Here is a 16,639-nt window from a genome sequence, read left to right as displayed (position 1 = left end):
TCGGCGTGGCCGATGGCAGGACACCCGCCGCTGGTCGTGCTCGCGGTGCTCTCCGGCGAGACAGTGGGCCGGGGAGGATGCACGACCACCTCGGGTTCCAGGCCCGGTCCACAGGCCATCGCTCCGAGCGAGAGCCCAACCACGCACAAATCGAACGCGCGCTTCATCGGGCCGACAGAACCATGAGCCATGGGGTCTGGTCAATACGGCGAGCGCGACCGCACGCGGCATACGCCCGGCCGCGCGGACCCGGGCTATGCTCGGCGCGCCCCCGCGCCCGGAGCCGCCATGAGCACGTCCAGGTCCCAGGAGAGACTGCAAGAGAGCCTGAACCTGCTGACTACCCTGCTCGAAAAGCAACGCGTCATCGAGACGCTGACGCACAAGCAGGAGAGCAAGAACAAAGAGCTCGTCGAGGCGCTGGTCCACCGGCAAAATCTCGCCCTGCTGCAGAGGAAGCTCAGGGATCTGCACCCGGCGGACCTCGCCCACATCATCGAGGTGCTCCCGCAGGCGGACCGCCTTGTGGTGTGGGCTGAGCTCGAGCCCTACCACGCCGCACAGGTGCTGCTCGAGTCCTCGCGGTCGGTCCGCGACTGGCTCGTCGCGGAGACGGAGCGCGCTCGCCTCGTCGCGCTGCTCGGCCAGCTCGATCCGGACGATCTCGCGTACATCAGCGAGTCGGTCGATCCGGAGATCGTGGCAGAGGTGTACCAGTCGCTCGACGCGCGCGAGCAGTCGCTCTTCCAGTCGACGATCGCGTACCCGGACGGCTCGGTGGGCCACCTGATGAGCCCGGAGCTCGTCTCGGTGCGCGACGGCCGGGACCTCGGCGGCGCGCTGGAGGACGTGCGCCGGCGGGGCGAGCTGCCGCCGCACACCGAGGCGCTGTTCGTCGTCGACGCGCGCAACGTGCTCCGCGGCGCGCTCTCGCTCAAGGACCTGCTGCTCCGCGAGCCGAGCGCGCAGGTGAGCGCGGTCATGTCCACGGACGTGGTGAGCTTCACGCCCCAGGAGCGCGCGAGCGACGCGGCCAGGGCGTTCGAGCGTTACGACCTCATCGCCGCGCCGGTGGTGGACGAGCGGGGCAAGCTCGTCGGCCGGTTGACGGTGGATGTGGTGATGGACTTCCTGCGGCGGCAGGCCCAGAGCGAGGCGCTTTTGCGCGCGGGCCTCGCGGGAGAGGAGGACTATTTCGCGCCCGCGTGGACGAGCGCGAAGAACCGCTGGCTCTGGCTCTTCGTCAACCTGCTCACGGCATTCCTGGCCTCGCGGGTCATCGGCCTCTTCGAGAGCACCATTCAGGATCTCGTGGCGCTGGCAGCGCTGATGCCCATCGTGGCGAGCGTCGGCGGCAACACGGGCAATCAGACGGTGGCGCTCGTGATCCGCGGCCTCGCGCTCGACCGGCTCACGCGGGCGAACACGGGGCACCTCCTGAAGAAAGAGCTCTTCGTCGGCCTGATGAACGGCGCGGTCTGGGGCACGGTCGTGGGGCTCGCCGCCGCCGCCCTCTACGGAAGCGTCCCGCTCGGCCTGGTGATGGCCGCGGCCATCCAGCTGAACCTCGTGGTGGCGGCGATGGTCGGGTGCGCGGTGCCGCTCGTGCTCCAGCGCCTGGGCCGCGATCCGGCCCAGGGGTCGAGCGTCCTGCTCACGTTCACCACGGACAGCATGGGCTTCTTCATCTTCCTCGGGCTCGCCAGGGCGTTCCTCGTCTGAGCCTGCCCGCCCGCGGCGCGCTCGCGCTACGATCTTGCGATGGACACCGCCCCCGCCCCGCAACGGCCGCTCGTCGCGATCCGGTATTGCCCCAAGTGCCGCTGGCTCACGCGCGCAGCGTGGCTCGCTCAGGAGCTGCTGATCACCTTCCCTGACGAGATCGACGTGCTCCTGTCGCCGGGCGCGAGCGGCATCTTCGACGTCACGCTCGACGGCGCGCCGCTCTTCTCGCGCGCCGTCGAAGGTCGCTTCCCCGAGCCCAAGGAGCTCAAGCAGGCGATCCGCGACCGCGTCGCCCCCGAGCGCCCTCTCGGCCACTCCGATCGATGAGAGGCACCCGGCCTCTACAGCGGTTTCCGCCCCCCTCTGCACCATGCAGAGCGGCGGTCACCCGCACAGGAGACGGGCCCAGATCGGCGTTTTCGGCGCGCAAGCGCACTCCGGTGCGCTGAGCACCGAAAACGTCGAGGTGGGCCCGTATCCGAAGCGGGTGAACGCCGCTCTAGATGTCGAAGTCGAGAATGCTGTCGAGCTCGGAGCCGCCGACGGCGGGCGTGCCATGGGGCGGCGACGCGACGCGCAGCCTCGGGGCCTCGATCGCGACGCGCTGGCCGCCGGCGACGCTCTTCGTGAGGAACACCGAGCCGCCGACCACGCTCCCCTGCCCCAGCACCGTCTTGCCGCCGAGGACCGTGGCGTTCGCGTAGATGGTGACGTTGTCCTCCACCGTGGGGTGGCGCTTCAGGCCGCGCGCGCCCCGCGAGTGCTGGGGCAAGGAGAGGGCGCCGAGCGTCACGCCCTGGTAGAGCTTGACGTGCTCGCCGATGTCGGTCGTCTCGCCGATCACGACGCCGGTGGCATGATCGATGAAGAAGCTGTCACCGATGTTGGCGCCTGGATGGATGTCGGCGCCCGTCCTCGTGTGCGCCCACTCGCTCATGATCCGGGGCATGAGCGGCACGCCGAGCAGGTACAGCTCGTGCGCGACCCGGTGCACCGTCACGGCGAGGAGGCCTGGATAGGCCAGGATGATCTCGTCCATCGAGGCCGCCGCCGGATCGCCGTCGTAGGCCGCCTGCACGTCGAGAAGGAGGCGCCGCCGGACCTCCGGCAGCCGGGCGATGAACATCCGCGCCACGTCGCGCCCCCGCTGCCGGCACCTCGGGACGTCGAGGCGGCCCGCGTCGACGGTCTCGTCCTGGAAGCACAGACAGCGCTCGATCTGTCGCTCCAGCTTGTCCCGCAGCGTCGAGACCAGGGTGCCCACGTGGTAGAGCAGGTCCTCGTCCGACAGGTCCTGCCGCCCGTGATAGCCCGGGTAGAAGATCTGGAGCAGGAGATCGATGATCTCGGTGATCTCCTGGCGCGACGGGGTGAAGCGCTTGTTGATGTGATGCCCGCGCGCATCCTCCCGGTAGCTCGCGATCAGCGCGTCGACGATGCCGTGCAGGTCGGCCGACGCCTCCGAGGGGGCAGCATCACATTTCTTGCTCACGTCGACCTCACGAGGCCTTCATGGCCTCGACCTCGGAGAACATGCCTTCGAAGAGCGGCCCCGAGAGGTACCGCTCTCCGGCGTCCGGGAGGATGACCACGATGGTCTTTCCTTCCCACGTGGGATCCTTCGCGAGCCGGCCCGCCGCGACCATGGCCGCGCCGCAGGAGACGCCGCAGAGGATGCCCTCCTCGGACGCGAGGCGCCGGGACATGGCGATGGACTCCTCGTTCGAGACCGTCTCGACCTGGTCCACGAAGGAGATGTCGAGGTTCTTGGGGACGAAGCCGGCGCCGATGCCCTGGATCTTGTGCGGGGACGGGGTGAGCGGCTGGCCGGCGAGCGTCTGCGAGATGACCGGCGAGTGGACCGGCTCGACGGCGACGGAGTGGAGGGCGCGGCCGCGGCCGCGCTCGAAGTAGCGGCTGACGCCGGTGATCGTGCCGCCGGTGCCCACGCCCGAGACGAGGACGTCGACGTTGCCGCCGGTGTCGTCCCAGATCTCGGGGCCGGTGGTGGTCTCGTGGATCGCGGGGTTCGCCGGGTTCTCGAACTGCCGCATCAGCACGTACCGGCCGGGGTCGGAGGCGGCCAGCTCCTCGGCCTTGGCGATCGCGCCGTTCATCCCCTTGGGGCCCGGCGTCAGCAAGAGCTTGGCCCCGAGGGCGACGAGCACCTTGCGCCGCTCCATGCTCATCGTCTCGGGCATGCTGAGCACGCACTCGAGCCCCCTCGAGGCGGCGGCGAAGGCCAGCGCGATGCCGGTGTTGCCGCTGGTCGCCTCGACGATCGCCTTGCCTGGGCCGAGCACGCCCCGCTGCTCGGCGTCCCAGACCATGGCCGCGCCGATGCGGCACTTGACCGAGTACGCCGGGTTGCGGCCCTCGATCTTCGCCAGCACCGTCGCGCGCGCGCCGTCGATCACGCGGCGGATGCGCACGAGCGGCGTGCGGCCGATGCTCTGGGTGTTGTCGTCGTAGACGCGGGGGAAGCTGGTCATGGGGGCCCGTGCGGGTGAGTGGGGAGGAAAGAGGAGATCCAGAGGCGCCCCTCGCTGTCAAGGTCCACGTGCGCCGCGCCTCGGCCGCGCCGTATTTCCAGAGCGCAGCGCAGCGCAGCGTCCGTCCGTCGCTGACGTCGGGGCGGCACCTGTCGCGCCAGCCCGCCCGGCGGGCGCGCGCCACGCTCAGCGCGCCCTCTCGGTGAACCGTTGGACGTGCAACGGTCGACGTGCAGGGACCGGCGAGACACCCCGGCGCATGGAGGTCAGTCCGGCCATGAGCGATCGTGCGGTGGATGGCGCGAAGTCGATTACGCGCTCCGGCGAAGCGCAGGAGCCATCCAGATCATCCTCGGAGGGTGGACTGGCCTGCTTGGGCACGGCCTCGACCTCACCGCGCCGGCGCTCGGCTGTCCCGAGTTCCCATGAGGCACAGGCGATGACGCAGCGCGACCAACGTGGCGGTGATGGCGGCCAATTCATGAGAGATTTTGCCGGAGCGCGTCATTCTTGATCTGCTGGCGCTCGATAATTCACGTCGTACGACGCCGTGCCACGTTGGAGCACGGACGGCTCACAGGTGCTCACGAGCGCTCAAGAATCGCGGAACGATGGAGCTGCGTGCGCGAGCAAGGTGCTTCCCTGGGTAACCCCTGGATAACCGATGAACCACCACCATGGGACTACGTCGGACCAGGTCCCCTTCCTTGACGCATGCGCATGCGAACCTATCATGTAGAATTTTAGCTCTTGCCATGAGCGGCATAGGCCTCGCATCATCGCTGACATGTTCCCCGCTGAGCCCCCTTGCGCGGAGGTCCAACTGCCGCATGACGATGACGAGCCCACTTTAATTTTCCGTCGTCCGCCGGCGTCGATTGGGGGCATGGCGATGCCGTTCGAATCGCCGGCTCCGGTCATGGCATCTCCGACGCGGCGTTCCACGTCGCGCCTGATCGCCTTGAGCGCGGGTGCCGGTCTGGGCTTCGCGGCGGTGGTGGGCGCGCTCGTCTCGATGCAGCTCGGCGCGGCGGGCTTCGATCTGCGCGCGGGCTCGGCGCTCCAGCCTGCCGCGGCCGCCGCGGCCGTCCTGCGATCGACGGGGGTGGCGGCGCGGGTCGAGGCGAAGGCCGAAACGGCCGCGCCGCTCCAGGCGACGCCAGCAACGGCGGCGCCGGCCCTCGCTGCCGCCGATCGCGCCGACGCGACGCTCGATCGAACCGCGGTGATCCCCATTCCCGACGGGATCATCACCATCCCCGCGGGCTTCGCCTCGGCAGATGGGGCGTACGATCTGGTGATCCACTTCCACGGGGTCAACGACGTTGTGCAGGCGGGGTTCGATCGCGCCCGGCTCAACGCGGTTGTGATGATCATCAATCTGGGTATCAGCTCCGGGGCGTACGAGACCCAGTTCTCGATCCGCTCCTATCTGCCGGCGTTGATGGCGAAGGCGCAGGTGGCGCTCGAGGCGCGCGGGCTGCGCGGCGCCCGCCTCCGGCGCGTGGCGCTCTCCGCGTTCAGCGCCGGGTACGGCGCGGTTCGCGGGCTCCTGAACCAGCCGGGGTTCACCGACAAGGTGGACGCCGTGCTCCTCCTGGATGGCATTCACACCGGCTACATGCCGCTCGACCACAGCCTGGACATGGAGCGCCTCAAGCCGTTCAGCCGCTTCGCCGAGCTGGCGGCCGAGGGCAAGAAGCTGATGTCGATCACCCATTCGGAGATCACCCCGAACGGCGATTACGCCGGCACCCACGAGAGCACGGACGCCCTCCTCAAGCTCACGGGCGCGCAGCGCACCCCGGGCCCGGGCGCGGACGAGCAGGCGATCTACGACCTGACCGGGGAGGCGAGCGAGGCGAAGCTCCGGTTCGCCCCCCTCTCCGAGGCGCACAGGGGCGCGTTCCACGTCCGCGGCTATCCGGGCACCCAGAAGCCAGATCACGTGAGGCACCTCACCCGCATGGCGGAGACCGCCCTGCCTGATCTGGTGCGTTACTGGAGCGAGCCGCCCGCGCAATGAGGGGTGGCGTGTCGGGGGCGCGCGAGCTGTCGGTACAGAGACGCGCGTTACGAAGACCGGGGCGTCTTCATTTGAGAATTCGTCACGGGGCGGCCTTGGGCGTATAGATTACGAGTGCTGGTGAGAAAGGCGGCCAGCGGATCTCGCTGATCTGCGATTGGCCCTGGCTCCAGCGATCGTCCTCTGCTACCGCGCAGCGCGATGGGTCAACCGGACCTGTTCGCCAAACGAACGTTCGCCGAAGAGACGGAGCGCCTCACTGGAGGTGCCATCACCTGGCAGGATCCACCCGAGATCCGTCTCGAGAAGGTGCAGTGCGATGGCCTGCTCCTGATCCACCGCCCGGCTCTCCTGGTGGAGCTGACAGCGCCTTGGCCCGAGGCGCGTGGTCACGAGGAGGTGATGGTCGAGCTGAAGCTCGCCGGGGATCATGTGGATCGGAGGGCGATAGAGCGAGCCCTCTTGCGGCGGCAGGCGAGGCAGTTGCAGCGGGTCGAGCAGGAGGAGGAGGCGCCGCCTTGGGTGGGCCACGAGCCGCTCTGGCTGGTCGCTCCGCACGTGCCGGAGTGGCTGCAACGGGTGTACGCGCCCACGCGGTTCGCGCCCGGCTGCTACCGCGTGGAGCCGCTCGGGCACTGGGTGCTGTGGGTCGCGGCGAACGAGCTCCCCCTCCGTGACGAGCTGATCGCTTTCCTGGTCGCCCGTTCCGGGCGAGCCCTCGACGAGTTCGGCCGGTGGGTAGCCGGACGCCGGCCCATCGAGTGGGTGCTGGCCATGCTAGAGTACCTGGCGATGTCAGCGACGACCCGAGAGGAGCTCCTGTGGAGGTTCGGCAAGGCCGAGGACCCGGAGGTGGAGGCCCGGCGGCAGCGCATCCTCGAGGTGCTTCTCGAAGCGAGCCCGCAGGTCCAGGAGCGGCTCATCGAGAAGGGCATCGAGAGGGGCGTCGGCAAGGGACGTCTGGCCGAGGCCCGGGCCGCCCTGCGACGTGTGCTCGCTCGCCGGCAGCTCGCGCTGAGCCCGTTGGACGACGCTCGCATCGAGGCGTGCGTCGAGCTGGCGACCCTGGAGCGGTGGCATGACCAGGCCATCACCGCGACGAGCCTCTCCGAGGCACTGCAGTAGCTCGGTCCGGCACCGGGCGTACCCCTGTCGCTCGCCCATTACGGCAGCGCTTGACCCGTCCACGCTGTCCGGAACGACCATCCAACGATCACAGCGGCGATAACGCGTAGCACCATCGTCGCCGCGCGCGTTCTATCGCCGAATTCCTCGAGTCCGTCCTTCCTTGATCTAAAGCCACTGCTGCGGTCCTGCGCACCTGTTCATTTCAGACGCCCTGGCAGGCGTGGAAACTCGGATGTTGCGCGGGAGCCTGTGCACCCGGGATCCGAGGAGCTTCCGCTGCGCAGAGCTGCGGTTGGCCCGCCAGGGGTGAGGATGCGTGCGTGGCAGATCGCCGCAGGCTGGGGCGCGCGTGCCGAGCTCAGCCGGCTGCGCCACGGCCTGGGAGCGGGAAATCACCGGCAGACGAAGATGCCATTGCGGTATCGGAATTGCTTTTTCCACCAAAAGAGACGGTGGCATGATGATAGCCGGACAAAGGAAAGCGCAGGGCACCGCGCGGCGGACTCAAGCGGTGCGACCAGCAACCCTCATCGCCCGCCGCAAACGCGGCGGAACGGCGGCCGACGTGGACATCCAGCGCTCGTCCGCGGCGACGGGAGAGGCGGACACGACCGCGGCGAGCCCACGCCCGACGCTGACCTACGCGGATGCGCTCGAGGGCGCCCGGAAAGGGCCGTTCCCGGGAGAGATCGAGCCCCAGCTCGCGACGCTCGTCACCGAGCCACCCCCGGGTGAGGGATGGCTCTACGAGGTCAAGCTCGATGGCTATCGCATGCTCGCGAAGCTCGGCGGGGGTCGCGTGACGCTCCTGACCCGCCGCGGCCAGGACTGGACCGAGCGGTTCGGGGGCGTGCGCGACGACGTCGCCCAGCTGCCTGCGCGGGAGGCCGTGCTGGACGGCGAGATCGTCGTTGTGAGGCCGGACGGCGTGACCGACTTCCAGGCCCTCCAGAACGCGCTCAGCGACGGGAATGGCAGCCGCGAAGGGCGCCTGATGTACTTCGCCTTCGACCTGCTCTACCTCGACGGCCGCGATCTCCGCGGGTGTACACAGCTCACCCGCAAGCGGGCGCTCAAGGCGCTGCTCGCAGAAGCGCCCGAGGAAGGGACGCTCCGCTACACAGAGCACGTCGCGGAGGACGGCTCGGCCGTCGTCCAGCACGCGTGCGAGCTCGGGATCGAGGGCGTCATCGCGAAGCGCCCGGAGGCTCCCTACCGGAGCGGGCGCGGCGACAGCTGGCTCAAGGTGAAGTGCGGCCGGCGCCAGGAGTTCGTGATCGTCGGATTCACCGAGCCGTCCGGCGCCCGGAAAGGGCTCGGGGCGATCCTGATCGGCGTGAACAGATCAGGCAAGCTCACCTACGCCGGCAAGGTCGGCACGGGCTTCACGAGCAAGACGCTGACGACCCTGCGCAGCCGCCTCGAGTCGATCGCACGCTCCACGCCGGCGTGTTCAGGGGCGCCGCGCATGCGGGGCGCGCGCTGGGTCGAGCCCAGGCTCGTGGCGGAGGTCCGCTTTTCCGCGTGGACGCGCGACGGACGGCTGCGACACCCCTCCTTCGAAGGGCTCCGCGAGGACCGCACCCCGGAGTCGGTCACCGTCGAGCGCGAACAGCCGCCGCCCGGCGAGGCGGCGGGCGCGACGCCGAACCGAGCCGCGGATGCGGCGCCAGCCAGAGCGGCGGATGCGGCGCCAACCAGAGCGGCCGGCGCGGCGCCGAGGAGGACCGCGAGCACGACGGGGGGCAAGGCCGCGCGCGGGGGCCGGAGCAGCGGCGCAGGGCGGGTCGATGTCGCCGGGGTGCCGCTGACCAACCCCGACAAGGTGCTCTATCCCGCGCAGGGGATCACGAAGCTCGCTCTGGCCCGGTATTACGAACAGATCGCCGAGCACATGCTGCCCCACGCCGAGAAGCGGCTGCTCACGCTGGTCCGCTGCCCCGCGGGCCAGGGCAAGCCATGCTTCTTTCAAAGGCACGAGGCCGAGGGGCTGTCCGAGGCGATCCAGCCGATGGCCGTCCAGGAGGACGACGGCGAGCGCACCTATCTCTATATCGAAACCGCCGAAGGGCTCGTGTCGCTGGTCCAGATGGGGGCGCTCGAGGTGCACCTCTGGGGGAGCCGCGTGGACCGGATCGAGCAGCCCGACAGGATGGTGTTCGACCTCGATCCAGCGCCGGATCTCCCGTGGGAGCGCGTGGCGGACGCCGCGAGGACGGCCCGGCGCCTCCTTTCGTCGCTGGACCTGCAGAGCTTCGTCAAGACGACCGGCGGCAAAGGCCTCCACGTCGTGGTCCCGATAGCGCCGCGCAGGGGCTGGGACGAGGTGAAGGCGTTCACGAAGGCCGTGGCCGACGCGCTCGTGCGCCTCGATCCGGCGAGGTACACCGCGACGATGTCGAAGGCGAAGCGCACCGGCAAGGTCTTCGTCGACTACCTGCGGAACGGGCGCGGCGCCACCGCGGTGGCGCCCTACTCGACGCGTGCTCGCCCCGGCGCGGCCGTCGCGACCCCGCTCGCGTGGGACGAGCTCGACGCGCCGCTCGATCCCGCCTCGTTCACCATCGAGACCGTGCCGCAGCGCCTCGCCACGATCCGCGATCCGTGGGCGGAGCTCACGAGCGTGCGCCAGTCGATCACCAGCGCGATGCTGAAACAGATCGGGCTCTGATCCTCTTCCCGATTCCCGACGCCCCCGACAAACTCAGGACCCGGTGAGCTCACCGAAGAAGAACGACACCAGCGATACCGGGAATGGTTTTCACTGACGTTCCGTTCAGCATGGTCGTAATCACGCAGAAAAGCGGCGCGCGCTTGGTTGACGGCGTTGCGCGCGCGCTGCATCGTCCACTGGGTCGGCCATGGCTAAGGATCGGGACTCCAGCGCGCTGGCGGAAATTGCAGAGCGACTCCACCAGTACGACGGTGAGCCGCTGCGGGTCCAGTTCCTGGCGCGCGGCATCGACGCGCTCACCCAGGTCGCGGAGCGGCTCGATCAGAGCGAGCTTGGCGAGGTGGTCGCGTCGCCCAGCAACGCGGATGCCCTGGTGACGGCGCTCACGCAGCCCAGCGCCGTCGGCCTCTTTTCCGCTGCGGATCCGCTCATGCCGGCCCGCCTCCGCGGCCTGCAGGCGAGGGACACGCTCCTCGCGGCCGAAGGGGGCACGCTCACCGCCGAGGAGGTCGGCGAGGGGCTGCACCTCTCGCCCCAGGCGATCGAAGCGCAGCGCGCCGCCGGAAGGCTGCTGGCCGTCAGCATCGGCGGTCGTGGCCACCTCTATCCCGCATGGCAGTTCGCGGACGAGGGCCCGCTGCCGGGAATGGAGGAGATCCTGGCCCTCCTCGAAGAGCACCCCCCGCTGGCGAAGATCCGTTTCTTCCTCTCTGGCAACCTCCGGCTCGACGGCGAGCGGCCGCTTGACTGGCTCCGCCGCGGCGAGCTGGACCCCGTGCGGCTCGCCGCGCGCACCTTCGGTGAGCAAGGCGCGGCCTGAGAACGCGCCGCGATGACGAGGGCGTCGCGCTCGCCAGGGATCCGGGCGAATGCGCTCCGCGCAAAGAACGCCGGACACGCGAGTTCGGAGCACGTGCGGGACGTCGAGCGCGTCGACCGTCCTGTCGCTCGTCCGTGCGGAACAGAGTTGCCATGAAGACAACGCTCGAGGCCCATCCGGACCCGCCCCTCGACCTCGCGGCGTCGCCGCTCCCCATCGCGATCTTCCGGCGGAGCTGGTTCCGGATCCACTGGCTCACGCGCGATCCGATGCACTTCGGTCGCTCGGGCGACAACCGCTTCGACGCGCCGGACGGCGAGTTCGGCGTGCTGTACGCCGGCAAGGACGCGCGCTGCGCCTTCATCGAGGTGTTCGGCCACGCGACCGGCGTGCGCTTCGTGGAGCAGAGCGAGCTCGCCGCGCGGGGGCTCGCGCGCATCGCGCCGCGGCGGCCGCTGCGGCTCGTGAACCTCACGGGAGCGGGGCTCGCGCGCCTCGGGGCCGACGCCCGCCTCACGTCGGGGGAGTCCTATCGGGCCGCCAACCGCTGGGCGCGCGCCATCCATGACCACCCGAGGCGACCCGACGGCATCGCGTACGCCGCGCGCCACGATCCGACCCGCATCTGCGCCGCCCTCTTCGAGCGCGTCAGCGCGGAGCTCGAGGTGACCCGGCTCGGCTCCCTCGTGGATCCGGCGAACGCCGCGCTCCTCGCCAGGCTCCTTGATACCTACAAGTTCGGTCTCGTCTGAGCCTCGACGAGCGGGCGGCGCGGCGGCTCACGGCGCTCCGCCGAGCGCGATGGCGGAGCAGGGCGCGCGTGCGGGCTCCGCGCGCGCGCGCCGGCACAACCGGTGCTTCTCCTGGAAGCAGGCGCGCCGCCGCGGCGCCGCGATGGGCGGAGATCGCGGGACGCACGGCCGAGAGGCGGGGGTCCGATGAAAATCAAGAATCTGCGGCTGGAAACAGGCTATCTCGTGGAGCCCATCCCGCTCCAGAAGGGCATTGCGGTTCATCAGATCCAGATCACCACGGTGGGCGGACAGGGCTCGCCTCGGGTCTGTATCTCGCTCGATCCCAACCGCTGCACCGTGGACAGCTTCGGCGAGGCCAAGGCGTGCACGCGGGTGGCGCCGGTCCAGATCGAGGCGGACGTGGAGCTCCTCGAGGAGTGCGACGACAAACAGCTGCTCGCCCTCAAGTTCGAGGGGGGCAACGGGCCAGCGGTCCGGCTCGCGCTCCTGCCCCTGTGCGGCACAGGCAAGGAGGCCATCGTCGCGCGGCTCCTGATCTTCGGGGACACCGGGGAGATCATGGCCATCGTGCCGATGCAAGGGTCGTCGGCCGGCTGCCTGACGGCGTGAGCGAGCCCGGCGCGGCACCGCCGCGCCAGGCTCGCCGGGCGCCCTGCCGACCTCAGGGGCCGGGACAGGGGCGGAACACGAGGCCGTACTCGATCCGGACCTGGACGTCGGTCGTGTCGTTGGTCAACACCCCGGAGCTCGACGGCGCAAGCCGGTTCGTGACATAGAGGCTCGTCTTGATGTTGAGCGGCCGCACGGTGCCGCACTCGGACCAGACCGAGGTCGTGAAGGTGTCCGTGCGCGAGAAGTTGTTCGTGAACGGCCCGATCATGCTCCAGGTGAGCGGCCCCGAGGTGAGCGGCGACCCCGAGAAGTAATACGATGTCTCGTGGAGCCCCTGGACGCCTGCCTCCAGGTCGGCGAACCCCCGGTACGTGGCGTCGAAGACCGCGACTTGCCACCCCGGATCGAACCGCAGATCCACGGCCAGCTGGCAGAAAGCGCGGTTCGCGGCGCGGCCGATGCCCGGGCCGGTGTGCGCCTCGAACTGGTCGAAGATGACGGTCAACGCCTTCTGATCAGGCGAGATCACCCCCGCAGCGGAGCCGACAGGGCAGCCGCTGCCAGCATAGGTGAAGTTCGCGATCCGCGTATTCTGCGCCAGCGCAGGAAAAGCGAAGAAAAACGCCGAACAAAAGCCGAACGCCCATCGCAGGAACATCGTCCCCCCCTTTCGCCGTCAGGCGACATCACATCGCCGTGCGTCGTCGCCGGCGCGCGCGCGTCACCGCTGTCGCACGCCGGCCGACATGTCGTGACGAGCATGCGATGGCGGCGCGCTCCGCGCAACCCGAGCGGGGCACTCTCGCCCGGCGCGGCGCCGCAGACTGGCCGGAATCCATCGAATGATGTGAGGCCTGTGGGGCTCACGGACATTCGACCAGAGCCGGACTGCAGGCGAAGCAGACGAAACGAAGGAGAGGCCTGTCACGGAGGCTCGTGGCCACGGCGCGTCTTCGGAACTCGCGCCGTCGCGCGCTCGCTGAAGAATCCCGAGCATCCAGGCTGCCGCTTCACGACGGCGCGGCGGCGGGGGACGGCCCTCCTCGCTTTGCGCCGGCGGAGGGCGGCCCCGGGAGCGGCGGCGCGGCGACGCGGAACACCGGGACGAGATTCACGCGCTCGTCCCAGGATGGATGACGCTTGTAGAAGAAATCGAGACGAGCCTTTGCGTCCTTCGCAAACGCAGGATCGCGCAGACGCGCATCGAACTCGCTGCGCAGCGCCGGATCCGCGGCGAGCATGCGGCGCGCCTCCTCCTCGGCGACGTAGGCCTCCATGTACTCCTTGCGCTCGAAGGAGGCGTTGAAGAAGCCCCAGGCGACGAGGGAGTCGGGCGCGAGCGGCTCGAGGAGGTGCAGGACGATCGGCGCCCGCGGCTGCGCGATGGGAACGAACAGGGAGCCGGCCGGAAGATCCTGCCGCTCCGGCCGGAAGGCGCCCTGGAGCTCCACGGGCGTCCGACCCTCGAAGGACCGCTCGAACGTCACCGTGTCGGCCCGGAACGCCTCGACGGCGAAGCCGGGGCGAGCCGCGGGGAGGACCTGGTAACGCACGCCGTGCAGGCGCAGCTTGTCGGCCACCCAGGCCGCGTACGCCGCCGGGATGACATAGCCGGCTTCGGGCGCGGTGACCGTCAGGTCCGGCTGGATGCGGTCGAACAGCGGCACGCGCCAGATCTCCGGGCGAGACTCGTCGTAGCGGGTCCACGTGCCGCCCGAGATCTCCGAGGCGCGCTTCTCGTAAGCGAAGCCGCGGAACGGGAAGATGCGCGAGACCGGCCCCGCGCGGTGCGTGAGGGCGAACGGGGCGCCGGCGAGGCGCGCGCTCGCGGCGTCCGCGCGCTCGGCCGCGGCCTGGAGCGCGCCCGCGCCGGAACCGGAGGAGACGCGCTCGAAGAGCGCCGCGAGGAGGTCGTGGACCGCGCGCACGCGCTCGGCGTGGGTGGCCCAGCTGTGCGTCTCGACGAGCACGCCGATGCGGTTGCGGGCAGCGCTGTAGGACTGCGAGAAGCGCGGCGGCCCCGGCTCGGTGGAGATCCCCGACGAGGGATCGTCGTCCTCGCGGAAGGCCGGATAGAACGGGAGCGGCAGGTGACCGAGCGCCGTGAGGCGCGCCTGGAGCTCCCCCGAGAGGGCGCGCGCCACGGCGTCGAGCCCGCCGGGGTGAGGCACCGAGGGCTCCACGACCACCGCGATGTCGTGCTGGAACTTCGCGCCGTCGGTCGTGTGCAGGTCGACCTGGACCACCGGATCCCAGGCGTCGAGGAGCGCCAGCATCGCCCGCATCTCGGGCGCCTCGGCCTTCATGTAATCGCGGTTCAGGTTGAGGTTCTGCGCGGTGACACGGAAGCCCATCTCCTCGGGGCCGCGCTGGTTGGGCCGCTGGTTTCGACGGAACCGCTCGTGGCCGTCGACGTTGAACACCGGCACGAACACCGCCGTGGCCGCCGCGAGGGCGCCGGGCGCCATCGCGCCGTCGAGCAGCTCGCGGAGCGCCCAGAAGCCGCCGTCCTTGCCGTCGATCTCCCCGGCGTGGATGCCGCCCTGGAACAGGATCACCGGGCGCCGCTTCGTCCGCGCCGCCGCCGGGTCGAGCGTGCCGTCGTCGGAGGCGGCGATGGCGAGCATGGGCCTGCCCTCGGGCGTCGTGCCGAAACGGATGCAGCGGGCGCGGCCCGGATAGGCCTCCTCGAAGGCGCGGCATAGCCGCTCGACCTCGGCATAACGACCCGTGCGCCGGAAGCCGGTCCGCTCGGCCTCGGTGACGAGCGAGGGCGGCGCGGGCCGCGCAGAAGGCGCTGGCCCGCCGCCGGCCGGCGCGCCGCGCGCCGGGGCCTGGCGGGGCGCGAGCAGCGCGGCCAGCGCGATCCCGAGGGCGGCGGTGTGATGAAGGAGCGCGGCGCGGGGGTGAGACATCGCGGGAGTCGAGCAAATTCCGCGGAGAGCGGCAAGGCGCGATCGTCCCGGCCGGCATCAGGCGAAGCGCGATGCCGGCCGAGCTCAGGAGTGCTCTCTCAGCGGGGCGCGAATGGGCCGTGCTTCAGCGGGGGCGCGATGTCGGCGCCGGTGGATTTGGCCAGGATGCCATTGTTCTAGGCAGGCGCTCGCCGCGAGACGGGCGGCAAACTTTAGCCGGTGGGCGGGGTGCCGCTCGGCGCAGCGCCGGGCACCGCGTGTGCAGCCGTGCCGTTCAGCACAGCGGGGGTCGCCGCGCCATTCGGCACAGCGGGGACTCCAGCGCCGGGCGACGCCGGCGCCGTCGGCCCAGCCGAGGCCTCGTCCGCCGGTGCGGCGGCGGTATCGCTGGACGACGCCGCTCGGCCAGTGCGGCCCTTGTAGAGGGACGGCGCGATCGAATCGGCGTCCCCTTCATTCCAGCGCAGGTACGAGACGGCGCGGCGGGTCTGGTCGTAGGCGTGGACGAGCAGCGAAAACGCCCGCGCCCTCCTGTCCGCAGCCTCGGTCGGCCCGGGACCTTTGCCATGCTCCCTCACGCCGAGGGCCGCGAGGATCTGCGGCCCGATCTCCCCGGCGCGCCTCACTTCTTCCTCGGTCGCTGCCGTCTTGCCGGTGACCTCCGACCAGCTCGCGGTGAAGAGCGCCGAGAGCGCGACAAGGTCATTGGCCGTGTCGATGTACCCCTGTCCGGCCCGGATCTCCGCGACCGTGTCCGCGTCGAGCAGGCCGCGGCGGGCCAGCGCCTCGGCGTCGCTCAGCAGGTTCTCGCGCAGCGGGGCCGCCTCCGCGAGCAGCGGCTTCAGCGCGTTCTCGGCGACTCCGCTCGACAGCCACGCGAGGTGCGCGTACCAGGCGGCGAGCGCATACGTCTCGAGCCGGTCGAGCAACGCGACATCGTGCTGCGGCAGCCGCTCCGCGATGGCGGGGCGCAGCGCGAGGATGCCTGGCAATACGCCCAGCACCTGCGAGACTACCCGGGGGATGTCGAGGTTGATCGCGATCAGCCGATCCGGGCCGAGAGCCTCGATCTCGGACAGGGTCTTGTCGAATGCCGCCGCTGCCTGGGGCGGAGCCGCGGGCCTCTTGGGGGCAGGCTTCTTCTTGACAGGAGAAGGCTTCGTCATGAGGGGATGACCTCTCGTGTTCGTCGTCGCGGAGCAGCGGAGAACAGGGACGACGCGCCCCTCACCCCGCGCGCTGGACTTGATGTGAGCGCCAGGCGTACGCCCGACGTTCCGGGCAGGGATAATCACCGCTACCGAGCCGTCAATCGATCTCCCGGCTGATTTTATGACGGCGTGCCGCCGAACGTCGTAATCTTGCGCCATGGCACTCGAGCCCGCGCAGGGCTGGGTAGCGATCTCGCCCTGGCAGAAGGCCGCCTGGCCTCTCGGGGCCCGAGCCATCGGTTCGGGCGCTCTGGCGCAGTGACAGGCGCGCTGGGTGTGCC

The 16,639-nt window shown here is 70.4% G+C and carries 13 protein-coding genes; 8 read left to right on the top strand and 5 right to left on the bottom strand.

Annotation, left to right across the window (positions count from 1 at the left end):
• Window positions 1-288: 288 nt before the first annotated feature.
• Together mgtE and WMF19_RS20370 are read left to right on the top strand one after the other, a co-directional pair.
• Window positions 289-1,722, top strand: a complete 1,434-nt coding sequence (gene mgtE / locus WMF19_RS20375) for a magnesium transporter (protein WP_437900627.1) — start codon at window positions 289-291, stop codon at window positions 1,720-1,722.
• A 39-nt stretch (window positions 1,723-1,761) separates the two neighbouring features.
• Window positions 1,762-2,052 (top strand): SelT/SelW/SelH family protein, encoded by a 291-nt coding sequence (locus WMF19_RS20370; RefSeq protein ID WP_437803142.1) that lies wholly within the window; start codon window positions 1,762-1,764, stop codon window positions 2,050-2,052.
• A 172-nt stretch (window positions 2,053-2,224) separates the two neighbouring features.
• Here the strand turns inward: WMF19_RS20370 and WMF19_RS20365 are convergent, their stop codons facing one another.
• Window positions 2,225-3,217 (bottom strand): serine O-acetyltransferase, encoded by a 993-nt coding sequence (locus WMF19_RS20365; RefSeq protein ID WP_437900626.1) that lies wholly within the window; start codon window positions 3,215-3,217, stop codon window positions 2,225-2,227.
• Window positions 3,218-3,224: 7 nt separating this feature from the next.
• Window positions 3,225-4,217, bottom strand: a complete 993-nt coding sequence (gene cysK, locus WMF19_RS20360; protein ID WP_437900625.1) for a cysteine synthase A — start codon at window positions 4,215-4,217, stop codon at window positions 3,225-3,227.
• Window positions 4,218-5,004: 787 nt separating this feature from the next.
• Here cysK and WMF19_RS20355 point away from each other — a divergent pair.
• From WMF19_RS20355 to WMF19_RS20330, 6 genes are all read left to right on the top strand, one after another.
• Complete coding sequence (locus tag WMF19_RS20355; RefSeq protein WP_437900624.1) at window positions 5,005-6,243, top strand: hypothetical protein; 1,239 nt, start codon at window positions 5,005-5,007, stop codon at window positions 6,241-6,243.
• 201 nt (window positions 6,244-6,444) lie between these two features.
• Entirely contained in the window at window positions 6,445-7,368 is a 924-nt protein-coding gene (locus WMF19_RS20350) for a hypothetical protein (RefSeq protein WP_437803134.1), read from the top strand.
• Between the two features lie 514 nt (window positions 7,369-7,882).
• On the top strand, window positions 7,883-10,042 hold the full coding sequence (gene ligD, locus WMF19_RS20345) for a DNA ligase D (RefSeq protein WP_437900623.1): 2,160 nt from the start codon (window positions 7,883-7,885) through the stop codon (window positions 10,040-10,042).
• 190 nt (window positions 10,043-10,232) lie between these two features.
• Window positions 10,233-10,865: a hypothetical protein gene (locus tag WMF19_RS20340; RefSeq protein ID WP_437900622.1), complete on the top strand. Its 633-nt coding sequence runs from the start codon at window positions 10,233-10,235 to the stop codon at window positions 10,863-10,865.
• 152 nt (window positions 10,866-11,017) lie between these two features.
• Window positions 11,018-11,617 (top strand): RES family NAD+ phosphorylase, encoded by a 600-nt coding sequence (locus WMF19_RS20335; protein ID WP_437330230.1) that lies wholly within the window; start codon window positions 11,018-11,020, stop codon window positions 11,615-11,617.
• A gap of 186 nt (window positions 11,618-11,803) precedes the next feature.
• Complete coding sequence (locus WMF19_RS20330; RefSeq protein ID WP_437330229.1) at window positions 11,804-12,229, top strand: hypothetical protein; 426 nt, start codon at window positions 11,804-11,806, stop codon at window positions 12,227-12,229.
• Between the two features lie 52 nt (window positions 12,230-12,281).
• Here WMF19_RS20330 and WMF19_RS20325 read toward each other — a convergent pair whose 3' ends face one another.
• The 3 genes from WMF19_RS20325 to WMF19_RS20315 form a co-directional block, all read right to left on the bottom strand.
• Window positions 12,282-12,890 carry a DUF4360 domain-containing protein gene (locus WMF19_RS20325; protein WP_437900621.1) on the bottom strand — a complete coding sequence of 203 codons (609 nt, stop codon included), beginning with the start codon at window positions 12,888-12,890 and terminating at the stop codon, window positions 12,282-12,284.
• 352 nt (window positions 12,891-13,242) lie between these two features.
• Window positions 13,243-15,147, bottom strand: a complete 1,905-nt coding sequence (locus WMF19_RS20320; protein ID WP_437900620.1) for a M14 family zinc carboxypeptidase — start codon at window positions 15,145-15,147, stop codon at window positions 13,243-13,245.
• A gap of 212 nt (window positions 15,148-15,359) precedes the next feature.
• The gene (locus tag WMF19_RS20315) at window positions 15,360-16,313 is read right to left on the bottom strand and encodes a hypothetical protein (RefSeq protein ID WP_437900619.1); all 954 of its coding nucleotides are present in this window, start codon (window positions 16,311-16,313) and stop codon (window positions 15,360-15,362) included.
• Between the last annotated feature and the right edge of the window lie 326 nt (window positions 16,314-16,639).

Origin of the sequence: Sorangium sp. So ce124, from assembly GCF_051525235.1 — a bacterium.
Lineage (GTDB): Bacteria > Myxococcota_A > Polyangia > Polyangiales > Polyangiaceae > Sorangium > Sorangium atrum.
This window is presented reverse-complemented; position numbering and strand designations above follow the sequence as displayed.